The organism is Ruminococcus flavefaciens MA2007 (assembly GCF_000621845.1).
Lineage (GTDB): Bacteria > Bacillota > Clostridia > Oscillospirales > Ruminococcaceae > Ruminococcus > Ruminococcus flavefaciens_E.
Window position 1 is genome coordinate 1 of record NZ_JHXF01000008.1, and the last position, 21,840, is coordinate 21,840.

Consider the following 21,840-nt stretch of genomic DNA (forward strand, 5'->3'; position numbering starts at 1 on the left):
TGGTCGGAGTTTTTGCATATATTCTCAGAATTTCTCATATAATTCACTGACCAAATATCGAAAAAAGGAGAAAAGATATGAGAAAAACACACAGAAAGATAGTCAGCGGAGCACTGCTGTGCGGCTGTGCGCTGTTCACGCTGTACGGAGCTTCACGTATTGCAGAAATAGCAGAAAACGGTGCCCTGCCGACAGCACTGACAGACCTTGACAACGAAAAGCCGATTATCGTCCTTGACGCAGGGCATGGCGAATCAACTTAAACATAGTTCATAATTAGCGCTGAAAGCTCCCTGAGTGGGAGCTTTTTTATCTTTAGTTGTGTTATATATGTCAAATGAGCTTGAAAATAGTTCAAAAAAGTAATAAATACAATGATAGGAATATTCCGCCTGTAGTGTAAAAGAATGAAAAAAGCGCGAATTAGCAATAAAAAAGTTGACAAGTATTTGATGATACAATATAATTATTTTATCAATATAATCATAGGAGGTATAAATGAAACACATCACAAGAAAAATCGTAGCATTACTTGCTTCTGCAGTAACAGCTATAACAACATTATCTGTAAGCTATTCAGAAGCTTTTGCAGAAACACCACAGGATTCCCCGACTTCGTCGACGGATACTGATTTTGAGGTCATAAGCGGAGGAATCTTAGGTACTCTCATGCCAAATGAGGTGCAAAATCTTGCAAAGGAAAATGAAGAAAAACAAAATAGTGAATACGCTGTTTATAAGTTGGAATATGACAGAAATAAAGAATATCTTTTCATTGATTATACAGCAAAAAATGACAGTACAATTTTTGTTGGATTTTATAATGATGAAGGAACGCAATTGTACACTTCTGTCACAACAGATGCAGCGGCAGGTGTTAATACTCAGACAGTAATAAAGAAACCTGACGGACTTCCAAATTATTATATGATAAAGGCGTTTATGGTTGGACAGTTCAATGAACCGCTTACAAATCCATGTACTTACGAGAAGTGTACAAAAGCCGTTCAGGATGTAATTGAAAAAAAGCCTGATAATTTTGATGAAAATAGAGTCATTAGATTTGCTGAAAATGATGACTATAATTTCATGGTAACAAAAAATGAGTGTATTAAAGTATATTCTGATGATACAAAGGATACGATCATAGAAAACGATGATTCTGATACGTATTTGTTTGATAATATCGACAAGATAAAGGATGTTAAGGAAGGTCAGGACGTTTTGATTTATACTCCTGATGATATGGATATTTTTAGAGTCGACAGTATAAGTATAGACGGAACAAAAGCTACTATAAAAAAGCAGAATGTGGATATACATGAACTTGTTGATTTTATAAAGTTTGATTCTTCTGAATATACTGGCGATGTAGAGGGAGTATATACAGCAAATGACAGCGAGGATAGTGTAAGCTGCGAAGTACTTTCAGAGCCGCCGGTAAAGTCAGCAGATAGTCAGAATGGAATTAAAAGGAAACCTTTTCCAAGTGAAATAGACGATTTGATAGTTCCTAAAACTACACTGACAGGATATTTTAGATTTAATTTACTGGATGCAGAAACAAAAGATTCGTCTATAAGCGGTAAGGCTTATTTAGATATAGCTGTAGAGATTAATGTTGAAGTATATTTTACATCATTTGTAAATATATTGAATGGTGATATTACATTTAAAACTACATTTGAAATAGAAGCTGATTTCCAAAAAACAATTCATTTAGGTAAAATAGGTATCAAAGGTTGTCCTATTTCATTTTCATCTGAACCTGTGCTTAATATCAAAGCTATAGGTGAAATTACATTAACATCATCAAGTACATATGATTTCTATTGTATTCCGTATGTTGAAACTAAAATTACAAAACGAGAGGAAGAAGAACCTGAATATACGTCAGCTAATTGGGCGGTTACATTAGAAATAAGCTTTGGCCTTGATAGTGGTATTAATGTTGTATGGTCAAAAATATGTCGATTAAGCATAGAACCCGAAATAGGTATAAAGATCAAATTGGAAAACTCTGAGAGTGTTAATAATGATTATGTTCGACATGATTGCAATGATTGCATATCGCGGACAACATCTTTTTTTGTTAGAGTGACCGGACATTTAGAGCTTTTGGGAGTTGATTGTTTTGATGAAGATGATGATAAGTCAAAAATAGAAGCTGGATTAGAAACGGAGCTTAAAGTTGATGAAGCACATATCAGCAATGGAATTGTTTACGATGGTCCATGCGATAATTTAAGCCATAAAATTATTCTCCACGTTAAAGAGGTAATTACTGATGATAAAGGAAAAGAAATCACAAAACCTGTAAGCGGAGCTTCAATTTATAGCGGAAAGTATATTTCCGATAGTGAAAAATTCGTTGATGATAATAAAAATGATATACTTACAGATGAAAATGGAAACGCAGCACTCTGGGTTAAGGACAAGCTGCTTACAGATGAGGAGTATTGCATAACTGTAAAATCTCCTGATAATAAAGCTGCACTTGTTCGTGTAGGCAAGGATTGGGATCCCACTCTTAACAAAGCGAATGAATATGAGGTGGTAATAGATATCGATGCTGACAGCGTTGATCCAGATGAAGGCATATCCTATCCTATAATCGGAAAATGTGGTTACCCAAGAACAAATCTTCTGGGTGATACCGTATATGATGATGTCACTTTTACATATTGGTCAAACGGGGAATGTGATGTTACAGGCTCTGGAACCTTATATGAATATAAGTTAAGAACTGAGCTTGGAAAAAAGGGAATCAAAACAATAAAAAAGCTTCAAATAGGTAATGGTGTAGAGGTGAACCCTTCTGCAAAGCTGGGTTTCAATATAGAAGAAGTCGAGTTTATTGGAAATAATGGTAAAGTTTTACCTACAACTTTTAATGAAAGTAACAATTTGAAAAAAGTCACATTATCAGATTTTGAAGAATTAGATTATAATGCGTTTGTGGGTTGTGAAAACCTCAAGGAAATAGAAGGAACTTATTATTTGAAAAAAATAGGTCCTTATGCGTTTAGCGGTTGTTCCAAGCTTACAAAATTTGATTTTTCTTATAATTTTAAAGAAATTAAATACTGCGCTTTTAGGTATACCGGATTGCAGAAAATTATTATGTCTCCCAAATTAAAAACGATAGAGGAACGAGCTTTTTACGGCTGTAGTGATCTAACAAGTGTTACTTTGAACGAGGGACTTGAAAAAATAGGAGATGATGCGTTTGGTGGAATCGGAATAAAAAGTATTAATATTCCTGCTTCTGTAAACTCGATGTACTGGTCTTTCAGATCTTGTCCAAAACTGAAAACAGTTATAATAAACGGTGACATTACGAATGAGAGCGGTTGTCAGCCATTTTGGGATTCACCTGTTGAGACGTTAATAATGAATGATGGAGTTACTAATATTAATGATTTATTTTTTTGTGGTCAAGAAGAAATTAAAAATGTTCGTTTCTCAAAAAATTTGAAATCGATTGGAGCATCTGCATTTCAAGTCACTGCATTAACTAATATCAATCTCCCTGACAGTTTGGAAATAATAGGAAAAGATGCTTTCTATAGCACAAGGCTTACTTCTGTAACTATACCCAAAAGTGTTACAGAGATAGGTGCAAGTGCATTCGATTGTGATACACTTAAAGAAATAGTGATCTTTAACTATAATTGTGATCTAAAAGAAAAAGTAGTACCAAAAAGCACTATTATATGGGGCTATAAAGGCTCTTCAGCAGAAGCTTATGCAAAGAAATACGGTAATCCTTTCAAGGCTCTTGATGCCCCTGTTGTAACAACCACAGCGGTTAAAACGACAACAGCAAAGACAACAACTACAACAACAGCAGTTGTAACTACAAAGGTTGCTCCTGATTCAGAGTGTGTATTTATTGCAGTAAATGACGACAAAACAGTCAACGGTTCTGCTGATGAGCTTCTTGACAGAGAGAATGTAAGGTTCTTTGACCAGCAGACTGCTAATGGCGACGGAGTGGTTTCATTCTCGTATTTACCTGATGAAAATGAAAAATGGGCGTTTATCTTTGTAAGTGAAGCAATAAACGATACCATAACAAAGACATTTGGAACTCCTGATGCTCTTAAAATTACAACATATAACGTTGCACCCGGAGTTAAGGGCGACGCTAACGGCGACGGAGAGATAGATATGTCAGACGTTGTATTGATAATGCAGGCACTTGCAAATCCAAATAAGTATGGCATAGAAGGTACGGATCCCAAGCATATTACTGTAAGCGGATTTGGATATGCTGATTCTGACGGAGACGGTCTTACTGTAAATGATGCGCTTCGTATACAGCAGTATCTTTTAGGACTTATTCCATCATTGACTTAATATTTAAAACTCCGACCGATTGGTCGGAGTTTTGGCATATATAGTGTGATTTTCTCATATAATTCACTGACCAAATATCGAAAAAAGGAGACCAAGATATGAGAAAAACACACAGAAAGATAGTCAGCGGAGCACTTTTATGCGGCTGTGCGCTGTTCACACTGTACGGAGCTTCACGTATTGCAGAGAGAGCAGAGAACGGCGCCCTGCCGACAGCGCTGACAGACCTTGACAACGAGAAGCCGATAATCGTCCTTGACGCAGGGCATGGCGGCATAGACGGCGGCTGCACGTCGGCGGAGGGAGTACCCGAGAAGGGCATAAATCTTGATATACTGCTTCGGCTTCGTGATTTGCTGGAGATAAACGGCTACGAGGTCAAGGTCACCCGCGACACAGATAGGTCTATCCACGATGAGGGGATAGTGGGCATTGCAGAGCAAAAGAGTTCCGATATGGACAACAGACTGGCGATCTTCAATGAAACGGACAACGCTCTGTGCCTGTCCATACATCAGAACCAGTTCACGGACGCCAAATACAGCGGCGCTCAGATGTTCTACTCCAACAGCAACAAAAACAGCGAAGCCCTTGCACGTGCGCTCCAGAGCCGATTCAGGGAGCTTCTGCAGTCTGACAATAACCGAGAGATAAAGCTCTGCGGCAAGGAGCTCTTCCTGTGCTATTACAGCGAGAACCCCACGGTAATGGCGGAGTGCGGATTCCTGTCGAATCCCGAAGAGGCGGCTATGCTGTCCACTGAGGATTATCGGGAAAAGGTGGCATTTACGCTGTATACAGGCATAAGCGACTTCGTGAACCGAAAGAAATAAAAAAGGGAGCATATTTGCTCCCTTTTTTAATATTTAGTTCTCTTCTGCTTTTTTATCTGTATTTTTCTCGGTCTTTTTTATCTTGCCGTCGTATGGGCGGAAGCATATGTTAAGGTCGACATCGCCCTCAATACCGGGGACTCTACCCGTATTGGAGTACTGCCATATCTTGAAGTCATAGTAGTAAGAGGGCTTTTCAGCGTACTCGGCGAGCCAGAAGTCGTAGTCCTTTATCCTCGGCAGGTCAAGCTTGTGCATGGCTGTTCCCGTATTCTGATATACCATAGGAGTATATCCCGAGTTCTTTACTCTTTCGCAGAATGCCACACAGCAGTCCGCAAGAGCTTCTACACTGACATTATCGGTTCTTGCTGCGTCGTGAACTATCTCCCAGTCGTAGACCACGGGGTATGTTATCTTATAATCGGCAAGTGCGTCGATGACTGCGTCGGCTTCTGCTATAGCCTCGTCGGCGTCGGTAGCCTGCGAGTAGAAGTAAACTCCCACCTTTATGCCTGCGTCGAGAGCTCCCTCGATATTGCGCTGGAAAGCCGAATCATAGGTAACTATTCCGTCGCCGTATGTACGGTAGCCCACGCGTATGAATGCAAAGTCTATATCAGCCTGCTTTACCTGTTCCCAGTCTATCTCGCCCTGAAACTCGGAAACATCGACTCCCGTAGTGGATACCACCTCGCCGTTTTCCTTGTAATAGGCGTAGCCGTTTCGCATGGTGAGCTCGTCAAGGTTTATAGTGCTGGCAGGAACGTCCGCATAAACAGGGACGAAGACCTCGCCGTATGTACCGTCGTTCATGAGTATTTTCTTGCCGTCAAGCTGGTAGAATGTTTCCTCTTTTTCTATTACAGCTCTCCTGCGTATGTCTTTTTTAACGCTGGCATTTGCAGGGACTGCCTTATCTCTGCCGCGGATAAATGCCGCCCATATCAGCAGGAGTGTAAGTATCAGGATTATAACAGCTTCTACCAGAGCTATGCTCTTGAAGCGTATACGTCTTTTGTTGTCTGCCATTTTATTCTCCTTTATAGATTTTATTTGTCTGTAAGTATATAATACCACATTTTTCGCAGTTTGTAAACCTCAAAATTCTTACAATTTCGTCACTATAGGGCGTTTTCACTGAAAAATCATCTTATTTCCATTGACAAGCCCTGCCTTATAGTATAAAATTATTATTACAGAAACAATTTTATTACAGGAGAGATAAATATGGAGTACAAATACAAGACAAAAATGGTCTGTTCTCAGGAGATAAGCTTCAATATCGACGGGAACGTCATCACAAATATCGCTTTTCGCGGCGGCTGCAACGGAAATCTCAAGGCACTGTCGAAGGTTCTTGACGGCTGGACCGTTGAGCAGATAGAGGCAAAGCTCAAGGGCAACACCTGCGGTCAGCGCCCCACTTCATGCGCAGACCAGCTGTGTGTGGCTGTTCGTGAGGCTTATGAAGCACAGAAGTGAGCAGAACTCAGAAAGGACGCCCTCGGGCGTCCTTAATAATGCATTAAAAAAGGACGGTCATTGACCGTCCTTAATTTTATGCGTTGAGATAAGACCTTACCAGAACCTGCAAAAGCTCATCGCGGTCGATGTGACGGATAAGACTTCTTGCGTTGTTGTAAGTCGTGATGTATGTAGGATCTTCCGAAAGAATATAGCCTACTATCTGATTTACGGGGTTATAGCCCTTTTCTGTGAGAGCGTCGTATATGATAGTGAGATTCTTTTTGAGTTCAGCTTCTTTGTCCTCATTTACGGAAAAAGTCATGGTTTTATCAAACATAATATCAGCCTCCCGCTGCTTGGAATACATTTATATAAGAATATTATACCCTAAAATCAGCGGCAATGCAAGGGCAGAACGGAATTTTTCCCGATTTGAACGAAATTCCCCGTTGAATTTAGGGATTTTGCACAGCCTGAGCACCGCGAAAAAAGTCATATTGCCCCGATGTTCCACAAAAATGTCAATTGTCTCCGTTATTGATCTCGCATACCGAGACTACAAAGCTGCCGTTTTTGAGTATAAACTGGCGGAAACGGCAGTTTTCGATATCGGTAATGATGTTTTCACCGTCAAAGCTGAACTCCGCCGTATCCATAGGGTAGGAGATACCCACGCCGAGCGCTTTTACATAGGCTTCTTTGAGAGTCCACAGGCGGAAAAACAGCAGATTTTTCTCATTTTCGGGAGCTTTTTCAACCATTTCACGTTCCTTTTCCGAAAAAGCCCGTTTCATAACATTGGGACGGAAATCGCGGACGCTCTCGCAGTCTATGCCGCATTCACGGTCCGAGACCATACAGGCGGCAATACCGCTTGCATGGGAGAGATTGTAGTGTACATCGGGATATTCCGCAAGAGAGGGCTTGCCCAGCCTGCCTTTGACGATTGGCGTAGCATCGCCGTATTCTATGCCCATTTTGCGGAGACACTCCCGAAGCATTTTATGCGCGTGGCTGTGAAATTCGCGTTTATCCAAGTCTATCATTGATATCATAAGCATAATTATCACCGCTAATATTATATCATTTCGGCAGCCCGATTACAAGTGAAACAGTGACAAATGTCACTGAAAAAGTGACAAATGACACCTTGTGCACGGGAGCTTCTGATGGTATTATAATAGCATAAAGAAAGCTCATGCATTTCAAGGAGGGAAAATATGATAAATACAGAAATGGGTTTACCGCTGCTATTATTTTGTTTATTGCTTTTAATTATGATGATAGTTGGTCTTTGTATGCTTTGTGTTTCTAAAAAGTTAAGCGTAAGGATCACAGGTATAGTTCTTTTGGCTTTGGCTGTTATATGTATTGGTTATGTTGTTTTATTCTTTGCTGCGGTTATTCTTCAATTCATTTCAGAATTAATTATAGAGGGTGTTTTAGAATCATGCTTTAATGAGATACAGACCTGCGGTAGAATAGGCTGAAAGGAGAGGATAATATGCTGTTTATCGTAATAACCCTTGTGATAATCGGGATATGGGTGGCTTTGGCATTTATTGATCCCTCTAAAACAGCAGAAGAGGACAAGGAGACGATCAAAAAGGCGGTCAAAATAGTGCTCATCATACTTGCAGTGCTGATAGCAGGGATATTGCTTATCCTGAATTCCTTAGCCAATGCAGCGGCAGATATGTTTTCTTCCTGCTGCGAAACAGCGCAGGGAGTGGGAAAGATCGGCTGACCAAAGCTATCATGTATGCCTTAAATGCGTAAAAATAGCACAAGCTCTTTGACCGAAACACGCATTTTTGTTGAAATAGCGGACATTGTCCGCTATTTATATTATGGGTATTGACAAACAATGTCGTTTGTTGTAAAATATATTATGTCTACTTATATGATTTATCATACTTACACTATAATAAAGTAAAGGCGGAAAGCAAAAATGGGTTTATTCAAGAACATTTTCGGTGCGAACGCTTACTCCAACCGCGAGCTCAAGCGTATCGAACCTATTAAAAATAAAGTCCTCGATCTGGACGAGGAGTATCAGAAACTCTCCGACGCAGAGCTCAAGGGCAAGACCGCTGAATTCAAGGAGAGACTGGAGGACGGCGAGACTCTCGACGATATCCTCCCCGAGGCTCTTGCTACCGTAAGAGAAGCCGCTTGGCGTGTACTCGAGAAGAAGCCTTACCCTGTACAGATCATCGGTGCTATCGTTCTTCATCAGGGACGTATCGCCGAGATGAAGACAGGTGAAGGTAAAACTCTCGTTGCCTGCGTTGCTTCTTATCTTAATGCTCTCTCAGGTCTGGGCGTTCATGTCGTTACCGTAAACGACTACCTCGCTAAGACACAGGCTGAGGAAATGGGCAAGGTTCTCCGCTGGCTGGGACTTACAGTCGGCTGTATCCTCCACGGACTTAACAACGACCAGCGCCGTGCAGCTTATAACTGCGACGTAACCTACGCTACAAACAACGAGCTGGGCTTCGATTACCTCCGTGACAACATGGTAACCCACAAGGAAGAGCGCGTTCAGCGTGCTCCCAACTTCGCTATCGTGGACGAGGTAGACTCTATCCTCATCGACGAGGCTCGTACTCCGCTTATCATTTCGGGACGCGGAGACAAGTCCACGGACCTTTATGCTATCGTTGACCGCTTTGCAAAGACACTTACTGCTACTACAGTCGTTGAAATGGACGACAAGGTAGACCAGGACGCTATCAACGATACTGCTGACTATATCATCGACGAAAAGGCTAAGACCGCTACTATCACACAGCGCGGCGTTAAGAAGGCTGAGCAGGCATTCAGAGTCGAGAACCTTATGGATTCCGAGAATATGACTCTCCTCCACCACATCAATCAGGCTATCAAGGCTAACGGCGTTATGAAGAACGATATCGATTACGTTGTCAAGGACGGCGAGATCATTATCGTTGACGAGTTCACAGGACGTCTTATGATGGGACGTCGTTTCAACGACGGCCTCCACCAGGCTATCGAGGCTAAGGAAGGCGTTAAGATAAAGAGCGAGTCAAAGACTCTGGCTACTATCACCTTCCAGAACTTCTTCCGTCTTTACACAAAGCTCTCAGGTATGACAGGTACTGCCATGACCGAAGAGGACGAGTTCAAGGAGATATACAAGCTCGACGTTATCGCTATACCGACTAACAAGCCTGTTATCCGTATCGACCATAACGATCAGGTATATACAACAGAAAAGGGCAAGTATGCCGCTATCATCGAGAAGATAAAGGAGTGCCACGACAAGGGACAGCCTATCCTCGTTGGTACTGTTTCTATCGAAAAGTCCGAGCTCCTCTCCGCTATGCTCAAGAGAAAGGGCATCAAGCACGAGGTACTCAATGCTAAGCAGCACGCTAAGGAAGCTGAGATCGTTGCTCAGGCAGGTAAGTACGGCGCTGTTACCATCGCAACCAACATGGCTGGACGTGGTACCGATATCATGCTGGGCGGTAACGCTGAGTTCCTTGCAAGAGCAGAGCTGAGAAAGCGCGAGATACCAGAGGAGATAATCACCGAGGCTATCGGCTTCGCTGATACAGATGTACAGGAAGTTATCGAAGCAAGAAAGCTCTACCGTGAGCTTTATGATAAATTCAACGCAGAGGTAAAGGAAAAGGCTGTTGCAGTCAAGGAAGCAGGCGGACTCTATATCCTCGGTACAGAGCGTCACGAGTCACGCCGTATCGATAATCAGCTCCGCGGACGTTCAGGACGTCAGGGCGACGAGGGCGAAAGCTGCTTCTTCCTCTCAATTGAGGATAACCTCATGCGTATCTTCGCAGGCGACCGTCTTGAAAATCTTATGAAGACTCTCAACGTTGATGAGAATACTCCTATCGAGAGCAAGATGCTCACAAAGATAATCGAGTCCTCACAGAAGAAGGTCGAGGGACAGAACTTCAGCATAAGAAAGAACGTCCTCAACTACGACGACGTTATGAATACACAGCGTGAGATAATCTACAAGCAGAGAGCTCAGGTCCTCGACGGCGAGGATCTCCACGAGAGCATCCTCAAGATGATGGAAGACCTCATCACATCTACTGTTGATACCTACCTCGTTGATGACGAGGTCAAGGACGACTGGAACATTGTCGGACTCAAAGAGCACTTCCTCGGCTGGCTCATCGGTCCTGAGGACCTCACATTCACTGATGAGGAGCTTCAGGAGGTATCCAAGGAGGATATCGTAAACGCTCTCAGCACCAAGGCTGGCGAGATATATCAGGCTAAGGAAGAGGAATACGGCTCAGAGATCATGCGTGAGCTCGAAAGAGTTATCCTCCTCAAGGTCGTTGATACAAAGTGGATGGCTCACATCGACGACATGGAAGAGCTCAAGAAGGGTATCGGACTCCGTTCATACGGTCAGAAGAACCCTGTTATCGAGTACCGTTACGAGGGCTTTGAGATGTTCGACGCTATGGTCGAGGCTATCCGTGAGGATACTATCCGTATGCTCCTTACTGTTAAGCTCCAGAGAAACGAAGCTCCCGAGCGTGAGCAGGTTGCCAAGCCTGACGCTCCAAACGCTGGAGCAGGTGACGGAAGCTTCTCTGACGAGCCTGTACGTGCAAAGAAGATCGGCGATAATGATCCATGCCCATGCGGAAGCGGCAAAAAGTATAAAAAGTGCTGCAAGGCTAAGGATATGGAAAGCAAGTGATACCATTACCGAGAGGGGGCGGCTATCGCCCCTTTCGGCATGAAAGGCTTTTTTTAAAGAGAAAGAAAGGTTTTATGAGGTGACATTATGAAAAAGTATATTCTTCCCGTTGTTCTTCTCGCACTTTTAGCGGGCTGCGGTAAAGTCAAGGTCTCTGAGGTCGACAGCCATATCGAGATAGTTTCAGGTACGGCTTCTTCTACAACTAAGGAGGTAATGACATCTGAGACAGGCACAACCACAGATGATGACGATAAAAAGACCACCACTACTAAAAAAACCGGTGAAAAGATATCGGGAACTACTACTACTGCTGCAAAGGCAACAGGACGAGTAGTTACAAGAGCTTCGGGCGGAAACAGCACAGTTCACGGAACTACAAGAGTTGTACCTACAGCTCCGAGATCTACTTCAAGAACTACAACTTCTGCTTCTTCAACACAGCAGCCTACTACAGAGCCTGCAACATACGATCATAAGGACTACAGCTCTGTCACATTCGATTTCAAGAGCGACAAGCCCGATAAGATCGAGGTGATACGTCCTTACAGCGACGGAAAGAGCCGCTCTTGTCAGACTCTCAGCGTTGATACTGCCGAGATAAAGGAAAAGCTTGAAAAGAACTCCAACAAGACTATCAACGATTTCCTTGAAAAGGCAGACTACGACGGCGACGGATATCCTGACCTCTTTGTAAAGGAAAAGGAAGACGAGCTCAATACATCGGGCAAGTACTTCAAGTATGATCCCGAAAAGGGCAAGTATGAAAGCTGGGAAGAGCTCAATGCTCTTAAATATGAGATAAAGAAGGATACAGCTTCAAACAGACTCATCGTTCTCGACAAGAAAGAGGACAAGATAGAGTATGAGAAGAAGTCCTTTGAGTGGAACGCTCAGAACAAGCTTGTGCTCAGAGAATATATCCACCAGTATACAAGCAACGGTGATATCCTCATCGACTATATCAACTACGATGAGAACGGCACTGAGATATCAAGAGAGACTCGTGACAGCGAGGGCAATCTTGTAGGTGAAAACACTCAGCCAACATCAGAAGAACCAAATGAAGAATAACTATCTGCACTTCGGCTTTGCTGAATAACAGAAGCGGGCTGCGCCGACATGGTGCAGCCCTTTGTTTGACATTGATAAAATGGAGATATTATTATGAGCAGATACAGTGCGTTTGCGCGGTACTATGACGAGCTTACAGCGAATATCGACTATAAAAAGCGCGGAGAATACTTCCACAGTATCATCAAGCGATTCAAGACCACAAAGGACAATATCCTCCTTGACCTTGCCTGCGGTACGGGAAGTATCTCGGAGGTAATGGCAGGGCTTGGCTATGACGTCATAGGCGTGGATTACTCAGAGGAAATGCTGGGCATAGCTATGGACAAGAAGTTCGACAGCGGACTTGACATACAATATATCTGTCAGGATATGCGTGAGCTGGACCTCTATGGTACGGTAGATGTGACTGTATGTGCTCTTGACAGTATCAACCACCTTGCAGGTCTTGATGACGTGAAAAAGGTGTTCAAAAGCGTGGCTCTGTTCTCGGAGCAGGACGGGATTTTCATTTTTGACGTGAATACTCCCTACAAGCACCGCGTTGTGTTGGCAAACAATACCTTTACCTATGAGACGGAAAACGTCTACTGCGTCTGGGAGAACACCCTTGATATCGACACTCTTGAAGTCAAGATGAATCTGGAGTTCTTCGAGAGAGAGGAAAACGGACTTTACTCACGAAGCTCCGACAGCCTTTCCGAGAGAGCATTCAGCGAGGGCGATATCGAAAGGCTTCTTGACGAATGCGGCTTTGAGGTGCTGGGCAAGTACGGCGACGATACATTTGAGCTGCCGAGGTCTGATTCCCAGCGTATAGTCTACGCTGCAAGATGTATCAGAAACGGGCAGAAAAAGTGAAAGGATAAGGAAAATGGGTAATTTATACAGGGCAATTTCAGCGGACGGTTCAGCTTTTGCGGCTGTTCTTGACGCTAAGGATATAGTTTCGGAAATAGAGCGCATACACAAGACCTCAGCAGTCATCACAGCAGGTCTTGGAAGGCTTACCATAGGCGCTTCACTTATCGGTTATATGCTGAAAGGCGAGGAGGACAGCGTAACTCTCCGCGTTGACGGCGGCGGTCCCTCGGGACAGCTTGTGGCAGTTGCCGACAGCAGGGGAAACGTAAAGAGCTGCGTGAACAATCCTGTTGTGGAGCTCCCGCTGAATGCGCAGGGCAAGCTTGACGTTGGCGGAGCAGTCGGCAGGGACGGTACTCTGTCCGTTGTCAAGGACATGGGACTTAAAGAGCCATATGTAGGCGTTATCCCTCTCGTATCAGGCGAGATTGCCGAGGATATCGCAAGCTACTACGCTACCAGCGAGCAGATACCCACAGTTTGCAGCCTCGGAGTCCTTGTGAATCCCGACCTTACAGTAAAGGCAGCAGGCGGCTTCCTTGTGCAGCTCCTGCCCTTTGCAGACGAAAAGTGTATAGACACTATCGAGAAAAACGTTGCGAAGATACGTCCCGTATCGGCTATGCTTGACGAGGGAATAACTCCCGAGGAGATAGCAAATATGCTCCTTGAGGGACTTGAGCCAAACGAACTTGATACTGCTCACCCTGTATACAAGTGCGATTGCAGCCGCGAGCGCACAGAGCGTGTCCTCATAAGCATAGGAAAGGACGAGCTGAAGTCCATAGCCGACGAGGGCAAGGATACTGCGGTAAGCTGTCATTTCTGCGGCAGGGAGTACGTTTTCACTCCCGACGAGATAAGAAAGCTTATAGGTGAATGAGCATGATAACAGCCATATTCGACCTTGACGGAACTCTTGCCGATACCATTTACGACCTTGGCGACGCGGTAAATTACGGACTTGAAAAGCTTGGCTGTCCCACACACGATTACGCAGCCTACAAGAAAATGGTGGGAAACGGCGCAAAAAAGCTCTGCGAGAGAGCACTTCCCGAGGGCAAAAAGGACAAGGCGGCGGAGCTCCACGGCTTGTTCAAGGAGTATTACAGCGCCCATTATCTTGACAAGACAAGGCTGTATGACGGCATAAAGGAGACTCTCGAAAAGCTCCAGAGCAGGGGAGTTGTCCTTGCAGTCGCCACCAATAAGCCCGAAGATGTTGCGAGGGAGATAGTATGGGAGCTTCTTCCCGATATTGATTTCATAAAGGTGCTGGGCGGCGTGGATTACAGACCGCATAAGCCCGACAGCGCAATACTTATCGAGATATTTGCGGCTCTGCCCGACGAGGAGAACCGCGTGTACATGATAGGCGACAGCAATGTGGATGTTCAGACTGCGAAGAACGTAGGAATCATGAGTATCGGCTGTGCGTGGGGATTCCGCGGACGCGCCGAGCTGGAAGCCGAGGGCGCGGACTACATTGCGGAAAGAGCTTCTGATATTGCAGATATCATATTGAAATAATAGTGTAGGGGACGGCGTCCCCGACGTCCCGAAGTTTACCGTTTTATTGAACGCCTTGCAAGTGAAGGCGTCCCTTAATGTGATATTAAAAAAAGCCGCTGCAATTGCAGCGGCTTTGCTGTTTATTTCTCAGGTTCAAGAGTTGTCACCTTATGGAGCAGATACTCCTGTATGCGCAGGGCGTCATTTGCGGTGATACCCTTGCTTGAAGTATCAACGTCTGCATTATCCGCTCCTTTTTCTGTCAGGTGCTTGCTGTCAGTACCCTCGAAGCCGAATTTGTTGGGGTTGGCAAGATACTGCATGATAAGTACGACATCCGACATATCTACAGCACCGTCGCAGTTTGCGTCGCCGTAAACTCTTTTTTCGCTGCCGCCTGATGTAGTTGATGTAGTGGTGACAGATGAAGTTGTTGTTTCTGAAGTTGTAGTAGTTGTTGTGGAAGTAGTGGTTGTAGTCGTTGTAGTTGTAGCAGGTTCCTGCTTTTCAGCTATCGGAGCCATGCTTGGAACACCGTCGCCCCACCAGTCCCAGCGGTCAGCGGTACGGTACTTGTTTATTTTATCGCCGTTGGCAGATGTCCATGTGAATACGTTGTCGTAGAGGTGCCCCTCATAGTAGTAGAACTGCGCCATTGCACAAATCTCGTCAGCGTAGGTAGCGTAAGCACCGTCGTCCTCAGCCTTTGTGCACCAGCCCGTATTGAAGCCCTTGAGACTGTTTCTTACTACCTGATAGTCGTGCATATCCTGCTCGTCTATGCATATCTCCGCAAAGTGGAGTATCTTTCTGATACCCATGTGATTGGAGATGATACAGTCATAGAAGTTTGACTCCGTAAAGGAATACTGGAACATCTCGGGGACGTTGTCCTCGGGCATGAACTTTGGATCGCAGTCCTTGAAAGCCGTAACAGCGGTCTGCAAGGTGCCGTATGCGTGGGCGGAGTTTACTCCCCAGCCGTCCTCGTAGGCGGTCTCGTGGTCGGAGCCTATCTTGCCCTCGCCGAGAGTGGACTCACGGGAGCCCAGTCCCAGGAACAGAGCATACATCTTTTCACGGTCAGTCTGTCCCAGACGTGTGGAAATGAGGTCCCAGTGCTCGTCAATTTCCTTGTAGAGAGCGTACTTGACCTCCTGAACGGTCATTTTGTGGTTGATAGCGCGTATCTCAGCTGTAGAAGCGTCCGCAGGAGTATTTCTCTCGCCGAAATTCAGCGGATTGCCAACGCCCTCTTTCTGGACGTCACGGGAAGTATCGTGGAGGGGCTCGCAGGTCTCTCCTGCAAAGCACCATTCCTCAGCGGAGGCGTAGAAGCTTTTATCGCCGATATTGGCTACAGTAAGCGAAGAAGCGCTTATAACAGCCGCTGTGAGAAGTCCGCAAAGTTTACTAAGCTTCATACCCGTCACCTCAGAAATTAGAGCCGTTCCAGCCCCAGTCGTTGGTGCTGGTGTACTTCACGTACACGCGGTCTGACGGTATGCCGATATTGTCTGTGAGAATGCCTGTGATGTGGCTTGTGAGAGTGGTCAGCGCATTGGAAGAAGCGCTTCCGTAGATAGATACCTCCACCATAGCGGCAGGAGCGCTCTCGCCCTTGAACCACAAGTCGTACTCAGGCTCGATACCCACCATGAGCCAGCCCTCGGACTTGCCGGGGATAGCTGTGATAGCGCGTCCCATAGCGGATTTGATAGATGTTTTCTGCTCCTCGGAAACAGATACGTTGGTTTTGACGTTGATGAATGGCATAATAGATCCTCCTCATTGTTTTTTAGCCTTTAGCCATTAGCTATTAGCCGTTAGCCTGTTGTATAGGGGACGATGTCCACATCGCCCCGATATTATGATGATGTTAGTTGACGGGCTGATGTGGGCATCAGCCCCTACAGGATAATTTTTCCTGCGCTGAATTACGGTTCATATTTCTATAAGTCCCTCTGAAAGCATTTCCTGAGCCGCAAGCATTACGCCCAGCTTGCCGCTTGTGTAGGTTATGCCGCCCTGCATCCATACTGCGTATGGCTCGCGGAGGGGAGCGTCTGCGGAGAGCTCGATAGAAGCTCCGTTTGTGAATGCGCCTGCCGCCATGATTACCTGACTTGAATAGCCTGGCATATCCCATGGCTCGGGAGTTACGAATGAATCAACAGGAGCGCCTTTCTGTATTCCGCGGCAGAATGCGCAGAGGTGTTCCTCGTCGCCAAGCTTTACAGCGGTGATGATATCTCCTCTCGGCTCGTCCTTACGCGGTGAGCATTCAAAGCCCAGAAGTGTGAACAGCTCGCTTGCAAAGGTGCAGGTCTTGATAGCATTTGCTACAACGTCGGGAGCGAAGAATATTCCCATGAGCATTTCGCGGTTCATGCCGAGAGTACAGCCGACCTCCTTGCCCATGCCAACGCAGGTGAGACGATAGGAGCAGAGCTCCACAAGGTCGGCACGACCAGCGATATATCCGCCTGTACGGGCGATACCGCCGCCTGCGTTCTTGATAAGGGAGCCGATGATGACGTCAGCGCCTACAGCAGTAGGCTCTCTGTCCTCAACGAACTCACCGTAGCAGTTGTCTACCATTACGATGATATCGGGATTGCCTTTCTTAGCGGCATTTATCATCTTCTCAATGTCGGCAATGGTGAAAGCTCCGCGGAGAGAATAGCCACGTGAACGCTGTATGTAAGCGACCTTTGCGCCCTTTACGGCTTCGGTTATCTCGTCCAGCTTGGGAGTGCCGTCAGCGTTCAGGTCGACTTGTCCGTACTCCACGCCGTAGTCCATGAGAGAGCCGTTTCCCTTGTCGCCGCTGATGCCGATGACTTCTTCAAGGGTATCGTAGGGCTTGCCTGTTATGGAAACTATCTTGTCGCCTGTGCGGAGAACTCCGAAAAGCGCAACGGAAAGAGCGTGAGTGCCCGAAACGAAGTTGAAGCGCACCAGAGCGTCCTCAGCGCCGAGAGCCTGTGCGAAGACCTTGTCTATGACCTCACGTCCCATATCTCCGTAGCCGTAGCCTGTTGAGCCGTAGAAGCAGGGCTCGCTGACCTTGTTGTCGGAGAAAGCCTTGAGGACCTTTGCGCCGCAGTATTCGGCGTTTGAATCTATTCTTGCGAAGGCTTCTGCGCAGTTTTTTTCTGCCTGAGCGGCAAGATCTGCGAGTTTGCTGTCGAAGCCGTATAAGTCGTTTATCTTATTATTCATGTTTTATCCTTTCGATTAATAACTTGATGAACCCATGAACGGGATTCCAAAGGGACTGTGTTCCTTTGGCGGAGTCCAGAGGCGGCGCCTCTGGTCAGGTCAAGGGCAGACAGCCCTTGCGGGTTTCAGGGCAGAGCCCTGAAGTTACGAAGCGCTCCGCAAGGGTGAATCCCGAAAACAATCCAGTGAATTGTTTTCGGGAGAGGGACGCCCTGCAAGAGAGGGCGTCCCTTAACGGGCGGCGAAACGCCGCCCCTACACACATTATAGCTTGTTTGCGCCAGTGTGTCAACGCATTTTCGCGGAAAAGTACTCAGACCTTGTAGCTTTCCGCCTCTTTTATGAGCTTTACGTCCACAAGTGCGTCGATGAGAGTGCCGTTTTCGGCGTATTCCTCGGAGAATATCTTGCCGTCCTGTCTTATCCTGCCGAGAAATGCTCCCTTGTCGTAGGGGATAAGGAGCTTCATGCGCTTTGCGGTCTCGGGGAGATTCTTCATTATGCATTGCAGGAGCTTATCGAAGCCCGTGCGCTCCTTGGCACTTATCATAACAGTGTGGTCGTCCTCGAAAACAGTATCCGTAAAGGGGGCGGCGTCAGCCTTGTTCATGACGTATATCTGCGGTATGCCCTCACAGCCCAGCTCATTCAGCAGGCTTGCCGTTACCTCTGCCTGTTCCTTTATCTCAGGAGAGGAGAGGTCCTGCACATTGAGGATAATATCCGCCGCCGCCGCTTCTTCAAGAGTTGACTTGAAGGCTTCCACCAGATTATGGGGAAGTCTCCTGATAAGTCCTACCGTATCTATGAGCATGACGCTTCTGCCGTCGGGGAGCTCTATCGAACGGGAGGTGATATCCAGTGTTGCAAAGAGCTTGTTCTCCGCGAGAACTCCTGCGTCGGTGAGAGCGTTCAGCAGTGTGGACTTGCCAACGTTTGTATAGCCCACTATAGCCGCGCAGAGAACGCCGTCCTTTTTGCGGCGTGACCGTGAGAAGTTACGGTGCTTTTTCAGCTCCTCAAGCTCTGCTTCAAGGTAGCTTATACGCTTGCGGATATGGCGCTTGTCGGTCTCCAGCTTTGTTTCACCGGGACCTCTTGTGCCGATACCGCCGCCAAGTCTCGAAAGGGCAGTACCCATGCCCGTTAGACGGGGGAGTCTGTACTTCTGCTGAGCGAGCTCAACTTGCAGCTTGCCCTCTTTTGTACGGGCTCTCTGAGCGAAAATATCCAGTATCAGCGTAGTTCTGTCGATAACCCAGACGTCCAGTATCTCCTCGATATTGCGCACCTGAACTCCCGTAAGCTCGTGGTCGAAGATGACAAGCTCAGCGCCGAGAGCTTCGAGCTGTTCTTTCAGCTCTTCCAGTCTGCCTGCGCCCATACAGGTGGCGGAGTCGTAGGCAGGGCGCTTCTGTATTATAGAGCCCACCACATCTGCATTTGCTGTGGTCGCAAGCTCTTCAAGCTCGGCTATGGAGACCTCGGCGTCAAATTCGCCTGTATCAACACAGGCGAGGACTGCTTTTACGGGAATGTCGTCGGTCTTGTTTTCGTACATATGGTACTCCTTGTCAGATTATTTCTCGGCAGTAAAGCTCGGCGTTTTCGGAGCGTATCAGCTCCGAAAAGCATGAATTATCCGCAATAAGCCTGAGCTTTTGCGCTTTTGTGAGCTGTTTTATGCGGTATTCCAGCTTTGAAGCGAGACTTCTGTCGCCGCAGCTCCAGAGAGCTTCAAGGGACAGGAATTTGTGGGAGCGCGTGAACTTTGCGCCTTTGGGAGTTCTGCGTTCATGCTCGTCCATTCGGCGGTCAACGTCGGTGGTTATGCCCGTGTAGAGCAGGTCTCCCTCACATTTGATGATGTAAACGTAGTACATCGGGAGCTATTTCAGGCTTTGCACATGAGAGCTACAGCATGAGCGGACATACCCAGCTTTTCGCCTGTGAATCCAAGGTGCTCCTCGGTGGTAGCCTTAACGCTGATCTGTGATACGTCGCAGCTGCAAACCTTGGCGATATTCTCGCGCATAGCCATGATATGGGGAGCAAGCTTGGGAGCCTGAGCGATGATAGTGGCGTCGATGTTGCCTATTTCCCAGCCCTCGGCTCTTATCCTGCGGCAAACCTCAGCCATGAGCTTCATGCTGTCGGCGTCCTTGAAGCTGTCGTCGTTGTCGGGGAAGAGGTGACCGATGTCGCCCATAGCGAGAGCGCCCAGCATGGCGTCCATTATGGCGTGAACGAGAACGTCTGCGTCTGAGTGACCGAGAAGCCCCGTAACGTGAGGTATCTCGATACCGCCGAGAATGAGCTTTCTGCCCTCCACCAGCTTGTGAACGTCGTAACCGTGACCTATTCTGAACATATTTTTCTCCTTTTCGTGGCTTTTATGTTTAAAACTTATTTTTCATTGCATTGTGTAATATGAAGTTGAGAGTTGAGAATTGAGAGTTGAAAGTTATGGAGTCGCCTGCGGCGACAAAATTTAAATAATGTGAGCGAAGCGAACACAATAACTCTCAACTCTACACTCTCAACTCTGAACTGATTATGATTTAGCTTTTGTTTCAACAGCTGTTTCTGCTTCATCATGGGATTTTCCGAAAAGCAGCTTTAAAATTATAGGCGTAACGATGCTTGATACGATTATGAGCAGTATTACCGCCGTAAAGTAGGACGAGTCGATTATGCCAAGCCCAAGTCCCTTGTTTGTGATAATGAGGGCTACCTCGCCGCGTGTCATCATGCCTGCGCCTATTTTCAGGCAGTCGAGCCAGCTGTACCTGAAGCATTTCGATGCAAGTCCGCAGCCGATTATCTTGCTGAGCATTGCCACCAAGACAAAGCCTATTGAGAACACTATCATGCTTGAATCAACGGTTTTAAGGTCGGTTTCAAGACCGATACCTACAAAAAACATAGGTGCAAAGAACATATATCCGTTGATATTTACGCGGCGGTCTATGTACTCGGCGTCGCGGACGTTGCAGAGGATTATTCCTGCGATATAAGCGCCTGTGATATCGGCGATACCGAAGTATTTCTCGGCAATATACGCCATTATGAAGCAAAGGGTTATAGCGATGATAGGTATACGTCTTGTGTGAGCGTGTCTGTCATCGTAAAACTTGAACACCTTGTAGATAACGAAGCCTATCACCAGTGAAAGCACAAGGAAAAGCAGTATCTTTCCCGTAACGAGGAGAGTATTGCTGTCGGGATCCTTGAAGCCGAGTACAAAGGTGAGGACGATGATACCGATAACGTCGTCGATGATAGCGGCGCTGAGTATGGTTTGTCCCACGCGGCTTTTCAGCTTGCCCATTTCCTTCAGTACCTCGACGGTTATGCCGACGGAGGTCGCTGTCATTATACAGCCAATGAACACTGCCTTAAAGAACTCGTCGGAGCCAAACTCCGAGAAGCCGTAAACGCACATATAAAGCAGACTTCCGCCAATCAGCGGTACTAAAACTCCCACGCAGGCGATAAAGAACGCCGCAAATCCCGATTTTTTCATTTCCTGAAGGTTCGTTTCAAGTCCTGCCGAGAACATAATGAGTATAACGCCTATCTCAGCCATTTGCTTGATAAAGGAAGTAGGCTGCACCCAGCCCAGCAGACAGGGACCGATAAGCAGTCCTGCGACTATCTCGCCCACGACCATAGGAGCTTTCAGCCGTCTTGCAAGAAGTCCCGCACCCTTTGCGCAGATGAAAATTATCGCAAGGTCCTTCAGAATCTCATAAGTTGCCATTCATATTCATATCCTTTCGCAAA

At 46.2% G+C, this 21,840-nt stretch carries 21 protein-coding genes; 11 read left to right on the forward strand and 10 right to left on the reverse strand.

From position 1 onward, the window contains the following. The first annotated feature begins 77 nt into the window (after positions 1 to 77). The 3 genes from T497_RS0104325 (at position 78) to T497_RS0104335 (ending at position 5,195) form a co-directional block, all read left to right on the forward strand. Positions 78 to 263, forward strand: coding sequence for a hypothetical protein (locus T497_RS0104325; protein WP_028514555.1), 186 nt, complete (start codon positions 78 to 80; stop codon positions 261 to 263). A gap of 235 nt (positions 264 to 498) precedes the next feature. Then, positions 499 to 4,362, forward strand: a complete 3,864-nt coding sequence (locus tag T497_RS0104330) for a leucine-rich repeat protein (RefSeq protein WP_028514556.1) — start codon at positions 499 to 501, stop codon at positions 4,360 to 4,362. A gap of 98 nt (positions 4,363 to 4,460) precedes the next feature. Then, positions 4,461 to 5,195, forward strand: a complete 735-nt coding sequence (locus tag T497_RS0104335) for an N-acetylmuramoyl-L-alanine amidase (protein WP_028514557.1) — start codon at positions 4,461 to 4,463, stop codon at positions 5,193 to 5,195. A 33-nt stretch (positions 5,196 to 5,228) separates the two neighbouring features. Here T497_RS0104335 and T497_RS15815 read toward each other — a convergent pair whose 3' ends face one another. Next, positions 5,229 to 6,227 carry a glycoside hydrolase family 25 protein gene (locus tag T497_RS15815; protein WP_051530527.1) on the reverse strand — a complete coding sequence of 333 codons (999 nt, stop codon included), beginning with the start codon at positions 6,225 to 6,227 and terminating at the stop codon, positions 5,229 to 5,231. A gap of 198 nt (positions 6,228 to 6,425) precedes the next feature. Here T497_RS15815 and T497_RS0104345 point away from each other — a divergent pair, with 198 nt between their 5' ends. Further along, the gene (locus T497_RS0104345) at positions 6,426 to 6,680 is read left to right on the forward strand and encodes a TIGR03905 family TSCPD domain-containing protein (RefSeq protein ID WP_028514558.1); all 255 of its coding nucleotides are present in this window, start codon (positions 6,426 to 6,428) and stop codon (positions 6,678 to 6,680) included. Positions 6,681 to 6,756: 76 nt separating this feature from the next. On the opposite strand, the gene T497_RS0104350 is transcribed toward T497_RS0104345, so the two are convergent. Then, the gene (locus T497_RS0104350) at positions 6,757 to 7,002 is read right to left on the reverse strand and encodes an IreB family regulatory phosphoprotein (RefSeq protein ID WP_024860721.1); all 246 of its coding nucleotides are present in this window, start codon (positions 7,000 to 7,002) and stop codon (positions 6,757 to 6,759) included. Between the two features lie 184 nt (positions 7,003 to 7,186). Next, positions 7,187 to 7,726, reverse strand: coding sequence for a 4'-phosphopantetheinyl transferase family protein (locus tag T497_RS0104355; RefSeq protein ID WP_028514559.1), 540 nt, complete (start codon positions 7,724 to 7,726; stop codon positions 7,187 to 7,189). A 159-nt stretch (positions 7,727 to 7,885) separates the two neighbouring features. Between T497_RS0104355 and T497_RS0104360 the strand changes: the two genes are divergently transcribed. The 7 genes from T497_RS0104360 (at position 7,886) to T497_RS0104390 (ending at position 14,847) form a co-directional block, all read left to right on the forward strand. Continuing rightward, entirely contained in the window at positions 7,886 to 8,155 is a 270-nt protein-coding gene (locus tag T497_RS0104360) for a hypothetical protein (protein ID WP_028514560.1), read from the forward strand. 14 nt (positions 8,156 to 8,169) lie between these two features. Then, positions 8,170 to 8,412, forward strand: coding sequence for a hypothetical protein (locus tag T497_RS0104365; protein WP_028514561.1), 243 nt, complete (start codon positions 8,170 to 8,172; stop codon positions 8,410 to 8,412). Positions 8,413 to 8,616: 204 nt separating this feature from the next. Beyond that, positions 8,617 to 11,379 carry a preprotein translocase subunit SecA gene (gene secA, locus T497_RS0104370; RefSeq protein WP_028514562.1) on the forward strand — a complete coding sequence of 921 codons (2,763 nt, stop codon included), beginning with the start codon at positions 8,617 to 8,619 and terminating at the stop codon, positions 11,377 to 11,379. A gap of 87 nt (positions 11,380 to 11,466) precedes the next feature. After that, positions 11,467 to 12,453: a hypothetical protein gene (locus T497_RS0104375; protein WP_028514563.1), complete on the forward strand. Its 987-nt coding sequence runs from the start codon at positions 11,467 to 11,469 to the stop codon at positions 12,451 to 12,453. A gap of 93 nt (positions 12,454 to 12,546) precedes the next feature. Further along, the gene (locus T497_RS0104380; protein ID WP_028514564.1) at positions 12,547 to 13,314 is read left to right on the forward strand and encodes a class I SAM-dependent DNA methyltransferase; all 768 of its coding nucleotides are present in this window, start codon (positions 12,547 to 12,549) and stop codon (positions 13,312 to 13,314) included. 13 nt (positions 13,315 to 13,327) lie between these two features. Then, complete coding sequence (gene hslO, locus T497_RS0104385) at positions 13,328 to 14,200, forward strand: Hsp33 family molecular chaperone HslO (protein WP_028514565.1); 873 nt, start codon at positions 13,328 to 13,330, stop codon at positions 14,198 to 14,200. A 2-nt stretch (positions 14,201 to 14,202) separates the two neighbouring features. Beyond that, positions 14,203 to 14,847, forward strand: coding sequence for an HAD family hydrolase (locus tag T497_RS0104390; protein WP_051530528.1), 645 nt, complete (start codon positions 14,203 to 14,205; stop codon positions 14,845 to 14,847). A gap of 122 nt (positions 14,848 to 14,969) precedes the next feature. Here T497_RS0104390 and T497_RS0104395 read toward each other — a convergent pair whose 3' ends face one another. From T497_RS0104395 to T497_RS0104425, 7 genes are all read right to left on the reverse strand, one after another. Continuing rightward, on the reverse strand, positions 14,970 to 16,253 hold the full coding sequence (locus T497_RS0104395) for a dockerin type I repeat-containing protein (protein ID WP_028514567.1): 1,284 nt from the start codon (positions 16,251 to 16,253) through the stop codon (positions 14,970 to 14,972). Between the two features lie 10 nt (positions 16,254 to 16,263). Next, entirely contained in the window at positions 16,264 to 16,605 is a 342-nt protein-coding gene (locus T497_RS0104400; protein ID WP_028514568.1) for a phenylpyruvate tautomerase MIF-related protein, read from the reverse strand. A 168-nt stretch (positions 16,606 to 16,773) separates the two neighbouring features. Continuing rightward, a complete protein-coding gene (locus tag T497_RS0104405; RefSeq protein WP_037324461.1) occupies positions 16,774 to 18,054 on the reverse strand; it encodes an aminotransferase class I/II-fold pyridoxal phosphate-dependent enzyme in 1,281 nt (426 codons plus the stop codon). Positions 18,055 to 18,367: 313 nt separating this feature from the next. Further along, positions 18,368 to 19,615, reverse strand: coding sequence for a GTPase HflX (hflX, locus tag T497_RS0104410; RefSeq protein WP_028514570.1), 1,248 nt, complete (start codon positions 19,613 to 19,615; stop codon positions 18,368 to 18,370). 13 nt (positions 19,616 to 19,628) lie between these two features. Next, positions 19,629 to 19,937: a GIY-YIG nuclease family protein gene (locus tag T497_RS0104415; protein WP_028514571.1), complete on the reverse strand. Its 309-nt coding sequence runs from the start codon at positions 19,935 to 19,937 to the stop codon at positions 19,629 to 19,631. An 11-nt stretch (positions 19,938 to 19,948) separates the two neighbouring features. Beyond that, positions 19,949 to 20,425: a 2-C-methyl-D-erythritol 2,4-cyclodiphosphate synthase gene (gene ispF, locus T497_RS0104420; protein WP_028514572.1), complete on the reverse strand. Its 477-nt coding sequence runs from the start codon at positions 20,423 to 20,425 to the stop codon at positions 19,949 to 19,951. Positions 20,426 to 20,608: 183 nt separating this feature from the next. Next, the gene (locus T497_RS0104425; RefSeq protein WP_028514573.1) at positions 20,609 to 21,817 is read right to left on the reverse strand and encodes a cation:proton antiporter; all 1,209 of its coding nucleotides are present in this window, start codon (positions 21,815 to 21,817) and stop codon (positions 20,609 to 20,611) included. Between the last annotated feature and the right edge of the window lie 23 nt (positions 21,818 to 21,840).